The sequence below is a fragment of the Antarcticimicrobium sediminis genome (assembly GCF_004348975.1).
In the GTDB taxonomy this organism is placed as follows: Bacteria; Pseudomonadota; Alphaproteobacteria; order Rhodobacterales; family Rhodobacteraceae; genus Antarcticimicrobium; species Antarcticimicrobium sediminis.
Genome location: NZ_SMFP01000002.1, coordinates 446,231 through 462,938, shown reverse-complemented (window position 1 = coordinate 462,938; position 16,708 = coordinate 446,231). Strand labels below are relative to the sequence as shown.

Below are 16,708 nucleotides of genomic sequence, written 5' to 3'. Positions count from 1 at the left end.
GGCGGCGGCGGCGGCTATGGCGGTGGCAAACCCGGTGGTGGCGGCAAGCCCGGTGGCGGCGGCCCACGTCGGCGTCGCTCTGGCGGCGGCGGTGCCGGCGGCGCCGGCGGCCAGAACCGTGGCCGTCAAGCAGCCTAATCCCGCTCTCACCTGAACATCACGCAAAGCCCCGCCATGTGCGGGGCTTTTTCGTTTCCGTCAGAACGACAAGCCGCGCGCCCTAGCGCCCCTGCGCCACGATATCCGCCCAGATCGGCAAATGGTCCGAGGCAATATGCGCCGGTTGCTCCAGATGCACCCCATGCCCGCGCGCGGCCAGCCCCGCGCTCAACGCGATCCGGTCCAACGCCCCCAGCGGGCGCAACGCCGGAAAGCTTGCCCGGCGCGGCAGAAACTGCATCCGGGGCGCCAGTTTCTCCAACATGGATTTCCCCGACCACTCGTTGAAATCGCCGGCCCAGATCATCGGCATCGGCGGCAACAGCGCACAGGCCTGCGCCAGATGCAAAACCTGCAGCCGACGCGACTGCCCCACCAGACCCAGATGCAGCCCCACCACCCTGAGCGGGCCGAGCGGGCTGTCAAATTCAACCCAGACCGCGCCGCGCGGCTCCAGCCCCGGCAGATCGATTTGGCCCATGTCGCGCAAGCTGACCACGCCCTTGCGCCAGATCACCGCGTTGCCATGCCACCCCAGCGAGCCGGCCCCGCCCAGATCGGCCACCTCCCAGCCGGCTTCCTCCAGCACGAAATGCGGCAAGGCCGCCGGGCGTGGCGGCAACCGCTTGTCCGCCTCCTGCAACACCACCACCTGCGCCCGCAACCGGGCCAGCACCTGCAGGATGCGCCGTGGCTTGCGCCGCAGATCCAACCCGACGCATTTCTGGATGTTGTAACTGGCAAGGCGCAGGGCGGGGCTGTCGCTCATTTCCTAGGCTCCCCATAGGTTCCGGGTTCGACGCAGATGTCTCGCCCACTTGCGCCGATGCGGCCCGGCGGTGCAAGCCCCGGAAATTTACATGCTCTTGACAGTTCCCTGTCCTGCACATCCTTTGGGCGCATGACTGAAAAACGCGCGATGGATCCCGCTGGGGCCGCTGCCCTGACCGGGTTTGCCCTGCTGCTGGCCTTTAACCAAGTGGTCGTCAAAATCACCGGCGAGGGCTTTGCCCCGGTGTTTCAGGCCGGGCTACGCTCGGCCGGGGCGGCGTTGGTCGTGCTGATCTGGATGCGCGCCCGCCGGGTGCCGGTGACAGCACCGCGCGCGGCGCTGATCTGGGGCCTGCTGTCGGGGATGGCCTTTGCCTTTGAATTCGCCTGCCTGTATGTCGCGCTCGACCTGACCACCGTGGCGCGCGCCTCGATCATCTTTTATTCGATGCCGGTCTGGCTCGGCTTTGCGGCGCATCTGTGGTTGCCCGGCGAACGGATCACCCCGGCGGCAGGGGTCGGCATGGCGCTGGCGTTGGCGGGCGTTGTTCTGGCACTGGCCGACCGCTCCAACGGGCAGGCCAGCCTGCTGGGCGATCTGCTGGCCCTGATCGCCGCGCTGGGTTGGGCCAGCATCATCCTGCTGTTGCGCATGACGCCGCTGACCCGGATCAGCCCGGTGATGCAGCTGTTGCTTCAGGTGGCGGTCTCGGCCCCGATCCTGCTGGTTCTGGCGCCACTGTTTGGCCCGCTCATCCGCGATCCGCAACCGATCCACTATGCCGGGCTCGCCTTTCAGGCGGTCTGCGTCGTCGGGCTGGGCTATATCGTCTGGTTTCACCTGATGTCGATCTTTCGCGCCTCGGCGGTGGCCTCGTTCAGCTTTCTCTCGCCGGTCTTCGCCGTCCTGTTCGGCTGGCTGATTCTGGGCGAACGGATCGGCCTGCAAGTCTGGGGCGCGCTGGCGCTGGTGGCGCTGGGAATCCTGCTGATCAACCGCAAATAGACACGTTACGTGCCGCAAAAGGTCGCCTCGACCACCTCACTCGGCAGCGGTGACCGGGTCAGATCATCGGCCTCTGGCTGATCATCATAGGGGCGCGACAGCACCGCGTTCATCCGGTGGAACGGCGCATAGTCCCCCGCCACCGCCGCCGCGATCATCTGCTCCACCCGATGGTTGCGCGGGATGAAGACAGGGTTCGCCGCCGCGATCATCGGCCCCGGCATGGGCAATCCGTCGCGCCGTGCAAGCCACGCCGCTTCCCAGCCCTCATAGGCGGCCGGATCGATGAACTGATCGCGCGCGCGATCAGAGCCAAGCGCGCGGAAGGTATTGGTGAAATCCGCCTGCCCCGCCGTCATCCGCCGCAACAGATCCTCGATCAGATCGCGATCACCCTCGCGCGCATCGCTCAGCGCCAGCTTGGCGCGAAACCGGGCCAGCCATTCGGCCTCGATCAGATCGGGCATCGCGTGCACGATCTCGGTGGCCTGCTCTACCGCCGCCTCGCGATCCTGCATCTGCTGGATCAACGCGGAAGCCAGTTGCGCCAGATTCCACACCGCAATCTCCGCCTGCCGGTCATAGGCATAGCGCCCGTTGCGATCGATCGAACTAAAGACCGTCTGCGGATGAAATACATCCATAAAGGCACAAGGCCCGTAATCAATGGTCTCGCCCGAGATCGCACTATTGTCGGTGTTCATCACCCCGTGAATAAAGCCGACGCTCATCCACTGCGCCACCAGCCGCGCCTGCGCATCGCGCACCGCGCTCAGCAAGCCCATCGGCCCCTCGACGCCGGGATAATGGCGCGCGATGGCATAGTCGGTCAGCCGCCGCAGGCTGGCAAGATCACCGCGCGCGGCAAAGACCTGAAACGTGCCGACGCGCAGATGGCTTGCCGCCACCCGTGTCAATACCGCACCGGGCAGCGCCCCCTCTTGGCGATAAACCGGCTCGCCTGTCGCCACCGCCGCCAACGCGCGAGTGGTGGGAATGCCAAGGGCGTGCATCGCCTCGGACACCACGTATTCCCGCAACACCGGCCCCAGCCAGGCGCGCCCGTCCCCGCCGCGCGAATAGGCCGTGCGCCCCGCCCCCTTGAGCTGGATGTCGCGGCGCACCCCGTCCGTCCCCACCACCTCGCCCAACAGCACCGCGCGCCCATCGCCAAGCTGCGGGTTGTACTGGCCAAACTGATGCCCGGAATACAGCTGCGCCAGTGGCGTGGCCCCCTCGGGCAGCCGATTGCCGGAAAACACCTGCGTCCTCTCCGCCACATCGCCAGCCTCGATGCCCAACAGACGCGCAAGATCGGCGTTAAAGGCCAGCAACTGCGGCTCTGCCACCGGCTGCGGCGCCTGTGCGGTGAAAAACGCGCCCGGCAGCCGGGCGAATGTATTGTCAAAGGGAATATGCAAGCTCATGGGCCATAGATAACGCCGGACGCGCAGAAAGCCATAGCGCCCGACGCACCGGGGTGCATAATCGCGCCCATGCACACCAAGCCCACTGCCGCCCCCACAGCCGAGCAGATCATCGCCACCCTCAACCTCCAGCGTCACCCCGAGGGCGGCTGGTTCGCCGAGACCTGGCGCGCCGACACAGTCCCCCGCGCCAGCGCGACCTGCATCTATTTCCTGCTGCCCGAGGGCGAGACAAGCCATTGGCACAAGGTCGACGCCACCGAAATCTGGCTCTATCACGCCGGCGCGCCGCTGCTACTGTCGCTCAGCGCCACCGATCAGGGCCCGGCCCGCGATCATCTGCTGACCCCCGATCTCACCCAAGGCCGCCCGCAAGTGATCGTGCCCGCAGATCACTGGCAGGCCGCCCGCAGCACCGGCGCCTATACGCTGGTGTCCTGCACCGTCTCCCCCGGCTTTGAGTTCTCCGGCTTCACCCTCGCCACGCCCGGTTTCGACATCCCGCGCGGTTGAGAGCTCAGACACGCCTTCGCCCGCCTTTTTCTGGCCGAAAATACTCCGGGGGAGCCGCCCGTCAGGGCGGCGGGGGCAGCGCCCCTAATCTTTGTCAGGCCGGCTCACGATCCCGCCGCCCACCAGCGCCCGCACCCCGGTAGTTCCGGGGCAACTCGTGGCCATGCCATAGGCCACCCGCACCGCGAGAAAGGCAAAGGCCTGCGCCTCCAGCATGTCGCCATCCAGCCCCACCGCCTCCACCGGCAGCACCGGACAATCAAGCGAGACCTGCAACATCTCCATCAGCACCGGGTTATGACGACCGCCGCCGGTGACCAGCATCCGCGCCGGCGGGCGCGGGCAATGCTCCATACCCTGAACCACCCCGGCGGCGCACATGGCCGTCAAGGTGGCGGCGGCATCGGCATCGCCCAACTCGCCCACCAGCCCGATCATCTCGGAAAAATCGTTGCGATCCAGCGATTTCGGCGGCATTCGCGCGAAATAGGGCTCGGCCAGAAACAGCTCCAGCGCGCCCTCCTCGACCTGACCGCGCGCGGCCAAAGCCCCGCCCGCATCCATCTCCAGCCCGCGCCGTGCCTGCATCAGATCGTTCACCGGCGCATTTGCCGGCCCGGTATCAAAGGCCAACAACGCGCCGTCTTCTTCCGGCGTCGCAAACGAGGGATCAACATAGGTCAGGTTGCCCACCCCACCCAGATTTAGGAAACACAGCGGCTCCTGCGCCCCGATCCACTTGGCGCAGGCAAAATGGAAAAACGGCGCCAGCGGCGCGCCCTCGCCGCCCATCGCAACGTCATCGCTGCGGAAATCCCACACCACCGGAAGACCTAGCCGCTGCGCCAGCGCCGCCCCGTCGCCGACCTGACAGGTGCCCCGCCCGCGCGGCTCATGCGCAAGGGTCTGGCCGTGAAACCCGACCAGATCGACCCCCTCGAACCCGGCCAGCAGGTCGCCGTGGGCGGCGTCCACCACCTGCGCCGCCGCCTCGGCCTGCGGCCCGACCCACTGCCCCAGCGCGGCGCGCAACACCGCGCGCTCCTCCGGGGAATAGGCCCGATATCCGGTCTCGCCAAATCCCAGAATCCAGCGCCCGTCGGTTTCCACCACCGCCGCATCCACACCATCCAGAGAGGTTCCGCTCATCGCCCCCAGCGCGCGTTGCGGCGCGCCAGCCTTGCCGGCCTTATTCATGGCCTTTTCCTTTGTCTCGCTGCCGCCTATACACTCCCCGCAAATCAGACCCGAGGCAAGCCATGACATACCATCCCAAATCCGACTTCATGCAGGTGATGATGGAGCGTGGCTATCTCGCCGATTGCACCGATTATCAAGGCCTTGACGAGGCGCTTCTGACCCCCGGTCAATCGGCCTATATCGGGTTTGATGCCACGGCGAAATCGCTGCATGTGGGCTCGCTGATCCAGATCATGATGCTGCGCTGGCTGCAGAAGACCGGGCACCGGCCGATCACCCTGATGGGCGGGGGCACCACCAAGGTGGGCGATCCCAGCTTTCGCGCCGAGGAACGCCCGCTGCTGACGTCCGATCAGATCGACGACAACATCGCCGGGATCAAACGGGTGTTCGCCAAATACATAACCTATGGCGACGGCCCGTCCGACGGGCTGATGATCAACAACGCCGACTGGCTCGACAATCTGAACTATCTGGAGTTCCTGCGCGACATCGGGCGGTATTTCAGCGTCAACCGGATGCTGGCCTTTGAATCGGTGAAATCGCGACTGGACCGGGAACAATCACTGTCCTTTCTCGAATTCAACTACATGATTCTACAGGCCTATGACTTTCTTGAGCTGAACCGCCGCACCGGCTGTATCCTGCAAATGGGCGGCTCCGACCAATGGGGCAATATCGTCAACGGCATCGACCTGACCCGCCGGGTGGTCGACCATCAGATCTATGGCCTCACCTCGCCGCTGCTAACCACCTCGGACGGCAAGAAGATGGGAAAAAGTCAGGATGGTGCCGTCTGGCTCAATGCCGACATGCGCAGCCCTTATGAGTTCTGGCAGTTCTGGCGCAACACCACCGACGCCGATGTGGGCCGATTCCTCAAGCTCTATACCGAGCTCGATGTCGAGGAATGCGACCGTCTCGGCGCGCTGGAAGGCTCCGAGGTCAACGCTTCCAAGATCATCCTCGCCAACGAGGTGACGACACTCTGCCACGGGGCCGAGGCGGCGGCGGCGGCCGAGGCCACCGCGCGCGAGGTGTTCGAACATGGTGGCGTCGGCGATGACCTGCCCACCGTCACCCTGACGCCCGCCGATCTGGGCGATCTCGGCGAGGGCATCTCGATCGTGCAACTTTTTGTCAAATCCGGGCTGTCCAAATCCGGCAAGGATGCCAAACGGCTGATCTCCGAGCAGGGCGCGCGCCTCAATGACGCGCCGCTGAGCAACGCCGGCCTGATGATCGACGCCGCCGCACTGGCCACGCCGATCAAGCTGAGCGCCGGCAAGAAGCGCCACGCGCTGGTGCAGCTCGAAGACTGAGCCCCCCTCCCTCTCTTCCCCTCAAGGGGAGAGAGGGTCACATCCATCTGCCGTCGCGTTCCGCGCGACAGCCACTGGATTCCCCTGCCTCGCCCCTGCTATCTGAACGCACGTTCAAATCAAGGGAGAGGACCCCACAATGAAACTGTCCAACACCGCAGCCGTGATCACCGGCGGCGCCTCGGGTCTGGGCGAGGCCACCGCCCGCCACTTCGCCGCCAATGGGGCGCAGGTCACGCTGCTTGACCGCGACGCCGAGCGCGGCCCCAAGATCGCGCAAGAAATCGGCGGGCATTTCGTCCAGACCGACGTGACCAGCGACGACTCGGTCGCCGCTGCCATCGCCTATGCGGTCAAAAAGATGGGCAAGATCACCACCGCCGTGAACTGCGCCGGGATCGGCACCGTCGGCAAGACGCTGGGCAAGGAAGGTCCGCTGCCGCTTTCCACCTTCCAGACCACCATCAACGTCAACCTTGTGGGCAGCTTCAACGTCGCCCGCCTCGCCGCCGCCGAGATGGCCAAGAACGATCCCGACGAAGACGGGGAACGCGGCGTCATCATCAACACCGCCTCTGTCGCCGCCTTTGACGGGCAGCGGGGACAAGTCTCCTATTCCGCCTCCAAGGGGGGCATCGTCGGCATGACCCTGCCGATGGCGCGCGACCTTGCCCGCGACAACATCCGCGTCATGGCGATCGCGCCGGGCATTTTCCTCACGCCGATGCTGATGGGCCTGCCCGAAGCCGCGCAAGAACAACTCGCCGCCGACGTGCCCAACCCCGCCCGCCTCGGCCGCGCCGAAGAATACGGTCGCATGGCCGGGTTCATCGTCGAGATGGGCTATCTCAATGGCGAGGTGATCCGCATCGACGGCGCGCTGCGGATGCGCTGAGCGCACCCCGAAAAATAGGGTTTGGAACGTACAAAAAGGCCCGCAAACTCCCCAATCGGCGTTTGCGGGCCTTTTTTCTCAGCCGTGCATTGTACGAAACAGCCCCCGAACCCTACGTTTCGGCGGCCTTCTCTTCCAGCTGCAGCCATTCTTCCTCGGCTGCCGCCAGCTTCTTCTGCCGCATCGAAAGCGCCTCGGTCGCCTTTTTGAACTTCACCGGCTCCCGGGTATACAGTTCCGGATCGGCCATCAGAACTTCAAGCTTTCCGATCTCGGCCTCAAGCCGCTCGATCTCGCCCGGCAGGACCTCCAAACGATGCTTCTCGGTAAAGGACAGGCCCGGTTTCGGCTTTTCTTCCTGCTTTAGCTTCGCCGTGGATACCTTTGTTTTTTCACCTTTTCCGACAAGGTTTTCAGGCTTCTGCGCCTGATAATCGCTCCACCCGCCGGCATAGGCGACAGCGCGCCCGTCGCCCTCCATCGCCACGGTCGTGGTGGCGATCCGATCAAGAAAATCCCGGTCGTGGCTGACCAAAAGAACAGTGCCGTCATAGTCGTCCAGCAATTCCTGCAGCAGGTCCAGCGTCTCGACATCCAGATCGTTGGTCGGTTCGTCCAACACCAACAGATTCGACGTCTGCGCCATCAGCCGCGCCAACAACAACCGCGCTTTTTCGCCCCCCGAAAGGGACCGGACCGGGGCCCGTGCCTGCCGGTCGTCAAACAGGAATTCTTTAAGATAACCAACAACATGCTTGGGTGTGCCGCGCACCATGATCTGGTCCGACTTGCCCGCGATGCGCATCGCGGGATCACCCGTCAGGCTTTCCCACAGGGTCGCGTTCGGATCAAGTTGCGCGCGCGCCTGATCGAACACCGCGATCTCCAGATTGGTACCCAGCGACACGGTTCCCGAATCCGGTTCGATCTCGCCCAGAAGCAGTTTCAACAAGGTGGTCTTGCCCGCCCCGTTCGGCCCGACAAAAGCCACCCGGTCGCCGCGCTGAATCTTGATCGAGAAATCTTGCAAGATGACCTTGTCGCCATAGGTCTTTGAAATATCTACAGCTTCCGCCACCTTGCGGCCCGACTTCGGCCCCGAATCCAGCGCCAGTTCGGCACTGCCCTGTCGGCGAATCTGCGAGGACCGTTCGGCCCTGAGCTCTTGCAACGCCCGCACCCGACCTTGGTTGCGCTTGCGTCGGGCACTGATCCCCTCCACCGCCCAACGGGCCTCTGACTTGATCAGCCGGTTCAACTTGTGCCGTTGCATGTCCTCTTCGTCCCAGATCGCGTCGCGCCAGACCTCGAACTCGCCGAATCCCTTTTCCTGACGGCGCAGTTTTCCCCTGTCTATCCAAAGGGTTGCACGCGTAAGGTTCCGCAGAAATGCGCGGTCGTGGCTGATCAGGACAAACCCGGCTCGCGTCGCTTTCAGCTCGGCTTCCAGCCAGCCGATCGCCTCGATATCAAGATGGTTGGTCGGCTCGTCCAGCAACATCAATTCCGGGGCTTCGGCCATCAACCGGGCCAACGCCGCGCGGCGCCGTTCGCCGCCCGAGGCGGTCTCGACCGGGCGCGCGGGATCGAACTTCAGCCCCTCGCCAGCGCGCTCCACCTTGTACATCTCGCCCGGTTCCAGCCCCGCTGTGGCGAAATCACCAAGCGTGGCAAACCCTTTCATTTCAGGGTCTTGCTCCATATAGCCGACCGATGTTCCGGGGCCGACGATGACCTCGCCGCGGTCCGGTTCGACCAGTCCGGCCATCACCTTCATCAGGGTCGATTTGCCCGATCCGTTGCGCCCGACCAGCGCGATTCGATCGCCGGGCTGCACCACCAAATCGAAATCGGAAAAAACCGGGTCCCCGCCAAAGGTCAGGGAAACGCGATTGAGTTGTAAGAGGGGTATACGTGCCATATCGGCCTGCTATCTCCCGCCACGTCGCCCGTCAACGCCCCGCGTGATCCAGCCTATCCCGCCACCGCCCGCAGCAGCCGTTTGCGCGCCGCAGGAATCGCCCCGATCTCCAACCCGGTAAAGACATGCAGGGAGTTCATCTTCCTGTCGACCACCGCATGATCGCTGACCCAGCCCCCCATCAACAAATAGCTGCGCAGCAAAGGCGGCATGTGCAGCATCGCCTTTTTCGCATCCGGCTTGCGCCGCAATCGGGCGCCAAAACGGAACACATCCGGGGCCTTGACCCGGGGCGACCAGCGTTTCGGGCCCAGATGGCGGTATTTCAGCATCGCAAAGGCGTCGAGATACTGCGCCGTCTCGATCCCCGCGAAAGACGAGCAGCCAAACAGCATGGCGATCTCGTTCTCGTCCACGAACCGCGTCATCGCCCCCCAGGCCACCCGTAGGATGTCCGGGTCATGCCAATCCGGGTCGATACAGAATCGCCCCATCTCGACCATCCGGCCGTCAAAGCTTTGCAGGCCGGACAAATCATAAAACTGCGCGGAATAGCTGCGCGGCAGCTCGGCGCCGCCCTCCAGTACCAGCATGCGAAAACAGCAGACCAGCGCCCCGTTGCGGCCCTCATGCACCAGAACATGCGAGCAGATTTCATCAAAGGCATCGCGATCGGGCTGCGCGGTGCGAAAGGCGCGCGTCCGCAACGCCTGCGCGGCGGCGATGTCGCCATCGGTCTCGGCCAGACGTGCCTGGTATCGGCCCTTGGTCAAAAGCGGCATGGCCCCTCCGCATTCCGTTCCCGGAACGCTAGTGCCGCCGCTGCCGTCATACAAGACAAGACAGCGGCGAACTCGCTTTCAGCAGGGCGAGATCCCTAGTCCAGAACGTTGCTATTCCAGAACGCTGCCCGGGTTGAACCGGCCAAGGTTGCCCAGCAGTTGGCGCAAGAACGTCTTGTCCTCAACGCTGGAACTGGTCACCCGGCGCTGAATCGGGATCGCGCGCCCATCCTCCAGCCCATAGCGTTCGATGCCACTGACCACGCCGCGCTGGTCAAAATTGATCGCCACCACTTCGCGTGAGACGATCTTGGGCTCGGTCGGGCCATAGTGGCGCATCCGGGTTGAGACGTAATACAGCCCGCTGTCCTTGAGCACCCCCGAGGACGACGGCGGGCCGACCGCCTTGATCACGTTGTCGCGGGTATCCTTACCCAGCTGGATTGCATCCAGCTCTTCCGGTTTGGGAACATAGCCGTGGTTGCGGTATATAGCTGCACAGCCCGAAACAGCCAGCACCGCCAGCCCCAGGATGGTGCTGCGGAACGCCGCTTTGAACGGTAAGACAGATGCGATCATGGTTGCCCTTTCGCGTTGGCTTTTCTGTGCCTGCCATCCCGCTTATATAAACTGTGCCCACGGTTCAAGATTGCGAACACCAACGACGGAAGGCGAATACCGGGAATGACCGACACACAGGCGCTACGCGTGGCCGAGCTGCCACAGAATACCCCCACCTTGTTCGAACTTGCCCCGGACGCCCCAGCGCGTGCCCTGCTGGCGCAAGAGCTGGGTTTGATCGCCCTGCGCAAGCTGCGCTTTAGCGGAGAGATTTCCGCCTATGGCAAACACGATTGGCAGCTAAAGGGGAAACTGGGCGCCACCGTGGTGCAGCCCTGCGTCGTCACGCTGGAGCCGGTCACCACCCGAATCGATACCGAGATTCACCGCCTCTTCCTGACCGAGCTGCCCGAGGACGAGGCCCCTGACGTCGAAATGCCCGAAGATGACAACAGCGAAAAGCTGGGCGCATGGATCGACCCTGCCGCCGTAATGGCCGAGGCGCTGGCGCTGGCGCTGCCGCTTTATCCACGCAAACAGGATGTCGAACTGGGCGAGGCAATCTTTACAGAACCGGGCAAGGCCCCGATGCGCGACAAGGACACCCGGCCTTTTGCTGGTCTCTCCGGGTTGCGCGACGCGCTGAAACAGGGCAAATGACCTCTCAAGCCCGGTCGCTCAGACGCGGCGGGTAAGAATCGGTTGCACGGCGAAAGAATCACAGTATTTTCGCCCGCTCAGCCGAATTAGGGTTGGACATCGAGCAGGCTGCGGCCTAAACGCACGTCACACCGTAGCTAACGGAATTGAAACACGGCTCGGAGACCGCTCCTGGCCCCTATCAGACAAGGGTTGAGACATGGCTGTCCAACAGAATAAAGTATCCAAGTCGCGCCGCAACAACCGCCGGGCGCATGATGCCTTGGTTGCTGCAAACCCCAACGAATGCTCCAATTGCGGCGAGCTGAAGCGCCCTCATCACGTGTGCCCGTCCTGCGGTCATTACGATGATAAGGAAATCATCGCCCTGGCCGACGACGTCGACCTGGACGAGGACGCGGCTTGAGCCACACCGGTATCGCCTGCGCATGACTGCCACGCCCGACCAGATGATTGATCAGCCCCGCCTTCAAGGCGATAAAATCGTTATTTCGGTCGACGCGATGGGCGGCGATGCCGGGCCTGGTGTCGTGGTATCGGGGATGGCGGAATCCGCCACAAAGAACCCCGATATCCGGTTCATTCTGCACGGGCCTGAAGAGGCGCTAAGAAAGTTGGTCGCGCGCCGTCGCATTCTTGCGGGGCGCGTGTCTTTTCGTGACGTCGCAGATGTCGTCACGATGGATGACAAACCCAGCCACGTGATGCGCAACGGCAAGAGCACCTCGATGTGGTCGACGCTGGAAGCTGTGCGCAAGGGCGAGGCGCATGGCGCGGTGTCATGTGGCAATACCGGGGCGCTGATGGCGTTGAGCATGCTGTGCTTGCGCAAACTGCCCGGCGTCAGCCGGCCAGCGATCGCTGTGCTATGGCCATCGCGCAATGTTCAAGGCTTCAACGTGATGCTTGATGTCGGCGCCGATGTGCGCGCCGATGCACAAGATCTGCTGCAATATGCCTTGATGGGCGCCTCTTACGCGCGCAATGGCATGAATCTCAAGCGGCCACGGATCGGGCTTCTCAATGTCGGCACCGAACAGCACAAGGGCCGCGCCGAGTTGAAACAGGCGCATGCGCTGATCTCTCGCTTTGCCGATCAGGCCAATTTCGATTTCGTGGGCTTCGTCGAGGGACGCGACATCCCCGGCAACGTCGCCGACGTGATCGTGACCGACGGGTTCACCGGCAATGTGGCTGTCAAAACCGGCGAAGGCACCGCCAGTCTTGTGAGCGAGCTTTTGCGCGAATCGTTCCGCCATTCGCTGTTGTCGCGGATGGCCTCGGTGCTGGCTATCACATCGCTTTTGCGGCTGAAAAAGCGGATCGACCCCAGTCGCGTCAATGGCGGCGTTTTCCTTGGGCTGAACGGCACCGTGGTGAAATCCCACGGCGGTGCCGATGCCACCGGCGTTTCATCCGCGATCAAGCTGGCCTTTCAACTGGCGCAATCGGGTTTTTCCGAACGGCTGGCAGCACGGGTTGCATCCACCGCCTCACTTACCGAAGATGCCCAAGCCGCGCCGGACACGGCCGACAAGAAAAATCAAAAGAATGAAGGCGAGCAAAAGGCATGACGAAACGTTCAGTGGTCACCGGTGTCGGCCATTACCTGCCCAAGCGGGTAGTGCCAAACGCAGAGTTTGAAGCGACGCTGGAGACCTCGGATGAATGGATTCGCACCCGGTCCGGCATCGAGCGGCGCCATTTTGCCGCCGAAGACGAAACAACATCGGATCTGGCCACCTATGCAGCGCAGGCCGCGCTTGCCGATGCGGGGCTGGTCGCGTCTGATATAGACGCCATCATCCTGGCCACATCGACCCCCGACCTGACCTTTCCCTCTGTCGCGACCATGGTGCAATCCCGGCTCGGCATGACCAAAGGGTTTGCCTTTGACGTGCAGGCGGTTTGCGCCGGCTTCATCTATGCGCTGTCGACCGCCAACGCGTTGATTCTGGCCGGACAAGCCAAGCGGGTGATGGTGATCGGGGCCGAGACCTTCAGCCGAATCCTCGACATGACGGACCGTGCCACCTGCGTGCTGTTCGGCGACGGGGCCGGCGCGCTGGTGCTTGAGGCGCAGGAGGGCAAGGGCACCTCTGACGATCGCGGCATCCTGTCCGCCGATCTCAATTCCGACGGCAGCTATCGCGACATGCTTTATGTCGATGGCGGGGTTTCGACCACCGGCTCTGCGGGAAAACTGCGCATGCAGGGCAACCCACTGTTCCGGCAGGCGGTTGAAAAGCTCGCCTCTACGGCTGATGCGGCGCTGAGCAAGGCCGGACTTGGCCACGATGACATCGACTGGATCGTACCGCATCAGGCCAATATCCGCATCATTCAGGGCACCGCCAAGAAGATGGGGCTGAGCATGGACAAGGTGGTGGTCACCGTACAGGACCACGGCAATACCTCGGCCGCCTCGATCCCGCTGGCGCTGTCGGTGGGCAAGGCGCGCGGCCAGATCAAACCCGGCGATTTGCTGGTGACCGAGGCGATCGGCGGCGGGCTGGCTTGGGGTGCGGTTATCCTGCGCTGGTAGCGCTGCGGATTTTCACCTAAACCACCACGTGCAATTCATTGATATTGACAGTGAAATTGCCTCGACCCTATTCTCGGGTAATATAATGGGGGACGGCATGGGTTCTAAAACACTTACCCGGATGGATCTGAGCGAAGCAGTGTTTCGCGAAGTCGGGTTGTCGCGCAATGAAAGCGCCCAGTTGGTCGAGAGCATGCTAGAGCATGTCTCGGACGCATTGGCGCGCGGTGAGCAGGTCAAGATCTCGTCTTTCGGGACCTTCAGTGTCCGCGATAAATCGGCCCGAATCGGGCGTAATCCAAAAACTGGCGAAGAGGTTCCGATTCAGCCCCGCCGCGTGCTGACCTTCCGCCCGTCGCATCTGATGAAAGATCGGGTCGCGGTCGGAAATCGAAAGTAGACAGGCCTTGCACAGATGACCAAATCGCCCGACGCCTTTCGCACCATCAGCGAAGTCGCGACCTGGCTTGATGTGCAGGCGCATGTGCTGCGATTCTGGGAAAGCAAATTTCCTCAGGTCAAACCCGTAAAACGTGCCGGTGGGAGACGCTATTACCGCCCCGCTGACATGCGACTGCTTGGCGGAATCAAGACGCTGCTGCATGATGACGGCATGACCATCAAAGGCGTTCAGAAAATCTTGCGCGAACAAGGGGTTGTGCATGTGATCGGCCTGTCGCCCCCGTTGGATGGCGAGGCGATCGACGCCAGCCCTGCGGGTGGCACCGTTCTGGCCTTCAAGGCCAAGACCCCACCAGAGACGGCCATACCCGCACCCGTGCCGAAAATCGTTGATCGCGGCGCGTCTGAGACACCCGTGACGCCGGACGCGCAGGTGCCCGCCGCACCGATCACGCCCGCGCCTGCCCCGCCGCCCGCGCCTTCCAGCCCGGCAGCCACCGCCTCGGGGCTGCCGTCGTTTCTGAACAAACCGACCGCCGCACCGGAGGCGCGATCCGGGCTGACGGCACAGGGGCGCGATTCTGCCCCAGTCGACCCCGGGATGCCCAAGACAGAACCGACCAAAAGCGATCTCGCCAAAAGCGAACCGCCCGAAGCCGAGTTGCCCGAAACCGAGCCGCCCTATACCCCCGGCCCCCTCGGTCATCTGGCTGGGCTGGCGGTGCTGAGCCCCCGTCAGGCGGACGAAATCGCACCGCTGACCCGGGCATTGCGGGCTTGGTACGACCGCAATGCAAATGCCGGTCGAGGCTGATAATTTTTTCGATGATTCCCTCTTGCCCCCGGCCTCAAATCAAGTATTTAGACCCCCATGTCGGGCTATGGCGCAGTCTGGTAGCGCGTCCGTCTGGGGGACGGAAGGTCGCAGGTTCGAGTCCTGCTAGCCCGACCAATTTACGCCGACATATGAAGAAAACAGGCCGCGACACCCCACGCGGCGGGGGACTGACATGACCGGCGTTTGTCCCGACCATCAGATCCGGGCGATGATCGCCGAGACCGCGATCCGCGCCGAAACGCCGGTGCTGGACGAACAGGTGCAGCCCGCCAGCCTTGATCTGCGGCTGGGCAAAACAGCCTATCGTATCCGCGCCTCCTTCCTCTCCGGTCATGGCCGCACGGTCGCCGAGCGTCTCGAAGAGTTCGAGATGCATCGCATTGACCTGAGCGATGGCGCGGTGCTGGAAAAGGGCTGTGTCTATCTGGTGCCGCTGGAAGAAACGCTGGCCCTGCCTGCCGATATGACCGCCGTCGCCAACGCCAAAAGCTCGACCGGGCGGCTCGACCTTCTGACCCGGACCATCACCGATGGCGGCACCGAATTCGACCGTATCGCGCCGGGCTATTGCGGCCCGCTGTACGCCGAAATCTGCCCGCGCAGCTTTTCCGTTCTGGTGCGCCCCGGCATGCGGCTGAACCAGATTCGGTTCCGGCGCGGTCAGGCGGTGCTGAGCGATGCGGACCTCAGGACGCTTCATGCCGAAAGCCCACTGGTGGACGGCGAGGCGGTGATCGAACAGGGGCTGGGGTTCTCGGTTGATTTGCGCCCCAAGGGTTCAGATCTGGTCGGGTATCGCGCCAAGCCGCATACCGGTGTGATCGACCTGGATCGCATCAATGCCTATGATCCGGCCGCGTATTGGGAAGAGATCCGGACCGGCGACGGCCAGATCATCCTCGACCCCGGCGCGTTTTATATCCTTGTCAGCCGCGAGGCGGTGCATATCCCCCCCGCCTATGCCGCCGAGATGGCACCCTATCTGGCCATGGTTGGGGAATTCCGGGTGCATTACGCCGGCTTTTTCGACCCCGGGTTTGGCCATGCGAACGCCGGCGGTGCCGGGGCCCGTGGTGTGCTGGAGGTCCGCTGCCACGAGGCCCCCTTTGTTCTGGAGCATGGCCAAGTGGTGGGGCGGCTGGTCTATGAGCGCATGACCGCCCTGCCCGACCGCCTGTATGGGGCCGGGATCGCCTCGAACTATCAGGGCCAGGGGCTCAAACTCTCCAAGCATTTCCGGGCCGGCTGAGCCGCCCCGAACCACGCTGAACCGCCTCAGCGCGCGTTACGCATTGCGGCCTGCGCGGCGCGTCTTGCGTGGCGCATCTCGCGTCTGCGCTGCCGCTCTTCCGGCGTCATCGCGTTCTGCGGCTCCGGTGCGGCTGGCGGTTGCTGATACGCGGGGCGTACCTGTGGCTGCATCTGCGGCTGGGCTTGTACCTGCGGTTCCGGCTGGGCTTGCTTCTGTGCTGGCATCTGCGCTTGCCGCTGCGGCGGGGCCGGCGGCGGAACCTGCTGGGGTTGAGGCTGGGGCTGCCGATGAACGGCCTCAGGTGCCGGGGCAGCAACCGGCGCACGCCTTTTGCGCCGCTTACCCAGATTCGTGGCGGCGTTGATCCCCGCATTGACCCCAGTGTGAAGCACGCGCCGCATCACCAGACGCAGGATCATATTGACGATCTGATTAAAGTTCATTTCCGCATCCC

At 63.7% G+C, this 16,708-nt stretch carries 18 protein-coding genes and 1 tRNA gene; 12 read left to right on the top strand and 7 right to left on the bottom strand.

What is annotated here, in order from left to right; translation table 11 throughout:
* Nucleotides 1-220: 220 nt before the first annotated feature.
* A complete protein-coding gene (locus E1B25_RS05555; protein ID WP_132827695.1) occupies nucleotides 221-928 on the bottom strand; it encodes an endonuclease/exonuclease/phosphatase family protein in 708 nt (235 codons plus the stop codon).
* 132 nt (nucleotides 929-1,060) lie between these two features.
* On the opposite strand from E1B25_RS05555, the gene E1B25_RS05550 reads away from it, so the two are divergent.
* Complete coding sequence (locus tag E1B25_RS05550) at nucleotides 1,061-1,936, top strand: DMT family transporter (RefSeq protein WP_132827693.1); 876 nt, start codon at nucleotides 1,061-1,063, stop codon at nucleotides 1,934-1,936.
* A 5-nt stretch (nucleotides 1,937-1,941) separates the two neighbouring features.
* Here E1B25_RS05550 and E1B25_RS05545 read toward each other — a convergent pair whose 3' ends face one another.
* Complete coding sequence (locus tag E1B25_RS05545) at nucleotides 1,942-3,363, bottom strand: protein adenylyltransferase SelO (protein WP_132827691.1); 1,422 nt, start codon at nucleotides 3,361-3,363, stop codon at nucleotides 1,942-1,944.
* Between the two features lie 69 nt (nucleotides 3,364-3,432).
* Between E1B25_RS05545 and E1B25_RS05540 the strand changes: the two genes are divergently transcribed.
* The gene (locus E1B25_RS05540) at nucleotides 3,433-3,876 is read left to right on the top strand and encodes a cupin domain-containing protein (RefSeq protein WP_132827689.1); all 444 of its coding nucleotides are present in this window, start codon (nucleotides 3,433-3,435) and stop codon (nucleotides 3,874-3,876) included.
* A gap of 84 nt (nucleotides 3,877-3,960) precedes the next feature.
* On the opposite strand, the gene E1B25_RS05535 is transcribed toward E1B25_RS05540, so the two are convergent.
* Nucleotides 3,961-5,073, bottom strand: coding sequence for an anhydro-N-acetylmuramic acid kinase (locus E1B25_RS05535; protein ID WP_132827687.1), 1,113 nt, complete (start codon nucleotides 5,071-5,073; stop codon nucleotides 3,961-3,963).
* 62 nt (nucleotides 5,074-5,135) lie between these two features.
* Between E1B25_RS05535 and tyrS the strand changes: the two genes are divergently transcribed.
* Nucleotides 5,136-6,398, top strand: coding sequence for a tyrosine--tRNA ligase (tyrS, locus tag E1B25_RS05530; protein WP_132827685.1), 1,263 nt, complete (start codon nucleotides 5,136-5,138; stop codon nucleotides 6,396-6,398).
* Nucleotides 6,399-6,537: 139 nt separating this feature from the next.
* Nucleotides 6,538-7,293, top strand: coding sequence for an SDR family NAD(P)-dependent oxidoreductase (locus E1B25_RS05525; RefSeq protein ID WP_132827684.1), 756 nt, complete (start codon nucleotides 6,538-6,540; stop codon nucleotides 7,291-7,293).
* Nucleotides 7,294-7,405: 112 nt separating this feature from the next.
* Here the strand turns inward: E1B25_RS05525 and E1B25_RS05520 are convergent, their stop codons facing one another.
* From E1B25_RS05520 to E1B25_RS05510, 3 genes are all read right to left on the bottom strand, one after another.
* Entirely contained in the window at nucleotides 7,406-9,214 is a 1,809-nt protein-coding gene (locus tag E1B25_RS05520) for an ABC-F family ATP-binding cassette domain-containing protein (RefSeq protein ID WP_132827682.1), read from the bottom strand.
* 53 nt (nucleotides 9,215-9,267) lie between these two features.
* Nucleotides 9,268-9,996: a GNAT family N-acetyltransferase gene (locus E1B25_RS05515; RefSeq protein WP_132827681.1), complete on the bottom strand. Its 729-nt coding sequence runs from the start codon at nucleotides 9,994-9,996 to the stop codon at nucleotides 9,268-9,270.
* 111 nt (nucleotides 9,997-10,107) lie between these two features.
* Nucleotides 10,108-10,575, bottom strand: a complete 468-nt coding sequence (locus E1B25_RS05510; protein ID WP_132827680.1) for an outer membrane protein assembly factor BamE — start codon at nucleotides 10,573-10,575, stop codon at nucleotides 10,108-10,110.
* Nucleotides 10,576-10,680: 105 nt separating this feature from the next.
* Between E1B25_RS05510 and E1B25_RS05505 the strand changes: the two genes are divergently transcribed.
* The 8 genes from E1B25_RS05505 (at nucleotide 10,681) to E1B25_RS05470 (ending at nucleotide 16,251) form a co-directional block, all read left to right on the top strand.
* On the top strand, nucleotides 10,681-11,217 hold the full coding sequence (locus tag E1B25_RS05505) for a YceD family protein (RefSeq protein ID WP_132827679.1): 537 nt from the start codon (nucleotides 10,681-10,683) through the stop codon (nucleotides 11,215-11,217).
* A gap of 199 nt (nucleotides 11,218-11,416) precedes the next feature.
* Entirely contained in the window at nucleotides 11,417-11,623 is a 207-nt protein-coding gene (gene rpmF / locus E1B25_RS05500) for a 50S ribosomal protein L32 (RefSeq protein ID WP_132827677.1), read from the top strand.
* Between the two features lie 22 nt (nucleotides 11,624-11,645).
* Nucleotides 11,646-12,791 carry a phosphate acyltransferase PlsX gene (gene plsX / locus E1B25_RS05495; protein ID WP_245510618.1) on the top strand — a complete coding sequence of 382 codons (1,146 nt, stop codon included), beginning with the start codon at nucleotides 11,646-11,648 and terminating at the stop codon, nucleotides 12,789-12,791.
* The gene (locus E1B25_RS05490; protein ID WP_132827676.1) at nucleotides 12,788-13,762 is read left to right on the top strand and encodes a beta-ketoacyl-ACP synthase III; all 975 of its coding nucleotides are present in this window, start codon (nucleotides 12,788-12,790) and stop codon (nucleotides 13,760-13,762) included. The genes plsX and E1B25_RS05490 overlap by 4 nt, the downstream gene beginning before the upstream one ends.
* 97 nt (nucleotides 13,763-13,859) lie before the next feature.
* Nucleotides 13,860-14,162, top strand: coding sequence for an integration host factor subunit alpha (ihfA, locus tag E1B25_RS05485; RefSeq protein ID WP_132827675.1), 303 nt, complete (start codon nucleotides 13,860-13,862; stop codon nucleotides 14,160-14,162).
* A 15-nt stretch (nucleotides 14,163-14,177) separates the two neighbouring features.
* Nucleotides 14,178-14,978, top strand: coding sequence for a MerR family transcriptional regulator (locus E1B25_RS05480; RefSeq protein ID WP_132827674.1), 801 nt, complete (start codon nucleotides 14,178-14,180; stop codon nucleotides 14,976-14,978).
* Between the two features lie 61 nt (nucleotides 14,979-15,039).
* A tRNA-Pro gene (locus tag E1B25_RS05475) sits at nucleotides 15,040-15,116 on the top strand.
* A gap of 58 nt (nucleotides 15,117-15,174) precedes the next feature.
* A complete protein-coding gene (locus E1B25_RS05470) occupies nucleotides 15,175-16,251 on the top strand; it encodes a 2'-deoxycytidine 5'-triphosphate deaminase (protein ID WP_132827672.1) in 1,077 nt (358 codons plus the stop codon).
* A gap of 26 nt (nucleotides 16,252-16,277) precedes the next feature.
* Here the strand turns inward: E1B25_RS05470 and E1B25_RS05465 are convergent, their stop codons facing one another.
* Nucleotides 16,278-16,697, bottom strand: coding sequence for a hypothetical protein (locus tag E1B25_RS05465; protein WP_132827671.1), 420 nt, complete (start codon nucleotides 16,695-16,697; stop codon nucleotides 16,278-16,280).
* Between the last annotated feature and the right edge of the window lie 11 nt (nucleotides 16,698-16,708).

What these genes read in the sequence shown, in the direction of transcription:
- tyrS (WP_132827685.1), top strand. Translation starts at nt 5,136, where the DNA reads ATGACATACCATCCCAAATCCGACTTCATGCAGGTGATGATGGAGCGT.
- E1B25_RS05555 (WP_132827695.1), bottom strand. Translation starts at nt 928, where the DNA reads ATGAGCGACAGCCCCGCCCTGCGCCTTGCCAGTTACAACATCCAGAAA.
- E1B25_RS05510 (WP_132827680.1), bottom strand. Translation starts at nt 10,575, where the DNA reads ATGATCGCATCTGTCTTACCGTTCAAAGCGGCGTTCCGCAGCACCATC.
- ihfA (WP_132827675.1), top strand. Translation starts at nt 13,860, where the DNA reads ATGGGTTCTAAAACACTTACCCGGATGGATCTGAGCGAAGCAGTGTTT.
- E1B25_RS05540 (WP_132827689.1), top strand. Translation starts at nt 3,433, where the DNA reads ATGCACACCAAGCCCACTGCCGCCCCCACAGCCGAGCAGATCATCGCC.
- rpmF (WP_132827677.1), top strand. Translation starts at nt 11,417, where the DNA reads ATGGCTGTCCAACAGAATAAAGTATCCAAGTCGCGCCGCAACAACCGC.
- E1B25_RS05480 (WP_132827674.1), top strand. Translation starts at nt 14,178, where the DNA reads ATGACCAAATCGCCCGACGCCTTTCGCACCATCAGCGAAGTCGCGACC.
- E1B25_RS05490 (WP_132827676.1), top strand. Translation starts at nt 12,788, where the DNA reads ATGACGAAACGTTCAGTGGTCACCGGTGTCGGCCATTACCTGCCCAAG.
- E1B25_RS05465 (WP_132827671.1), bottom strand. Translation starts at nt 16,697, where the DNA reads ATGAACTTTAATCAGATCGTCAATATGATCCTGCGTCTGGTGATGCGG.
- E1B25_RS05535 (WP_132827687.1), bottom strand. Translation starts at nt 5,073, where the DNA reads ATGAATAAGGCCGGCAAGGCTGGCGCGCCGCAACGCGCGCTGGGGGCG.
- E1B25_RS05550 (WP_132827693.1), top strand. Translation starts at nt 1,061, where the DNA reads ATGACTGAAAAACGCGCGATGGATCCCGCTGGGGCCGCTGCCCTGACC.
- E1B25_RS05545 (WP_132827691.1), bottom strand. Translation starts at nt 3,363, where the DNA reads ATGAGCTTGCATATTCCCTTTGACAATACATTCGCCCGGCTGCCGGGC.
- E1B25_RS05525 (WP_132827684.1), top strand. Translation starts at nt 6,538, where the DNA reads ATGAAACTGTCCAACACCGCAGCCGTGATCACCGGCGGCGCCTCGGGT.
- E1B25_RS05505 (WP_132827679.1), top strand. Translation starts at nt 10,681, where the DNA reads ATGACCGACACACAGGCGCTACGCGTGGCCGAGCTGCCACAGAATACC.
- E1B25_RS05470 (WP_132827672.1), top strand. Translation starts at nt 15,175, where the DNA reads ATGACCGGCGTTTGTCCCGACCATCAGATCCGGGCGATGATCGCCGAG.
- E1B25_RS05520 (WP_132827682.1), bottom strand. Translation starts at nt 9,214, where the DNA reads ATGGCACGTATACCCCTCTTACAACTCAATCGCGTTTCCCTGACCTTT.
- E1B25_RS05515 (WP_132827681.1), bottom strand. Translation starts at nt 9,996, where the DNA reads ATGCCGCTTTTGACCAAGGGCCGATACCAGGCACGTCTGGCCGAGACC.
- plsX (WP_245510618.1), top strand. Translation starts at nt 11,646, where the DNA reads ATGACTGCCACGCCCGACCAGATGATTGATCAGCCCCGCCTTCAAGGC.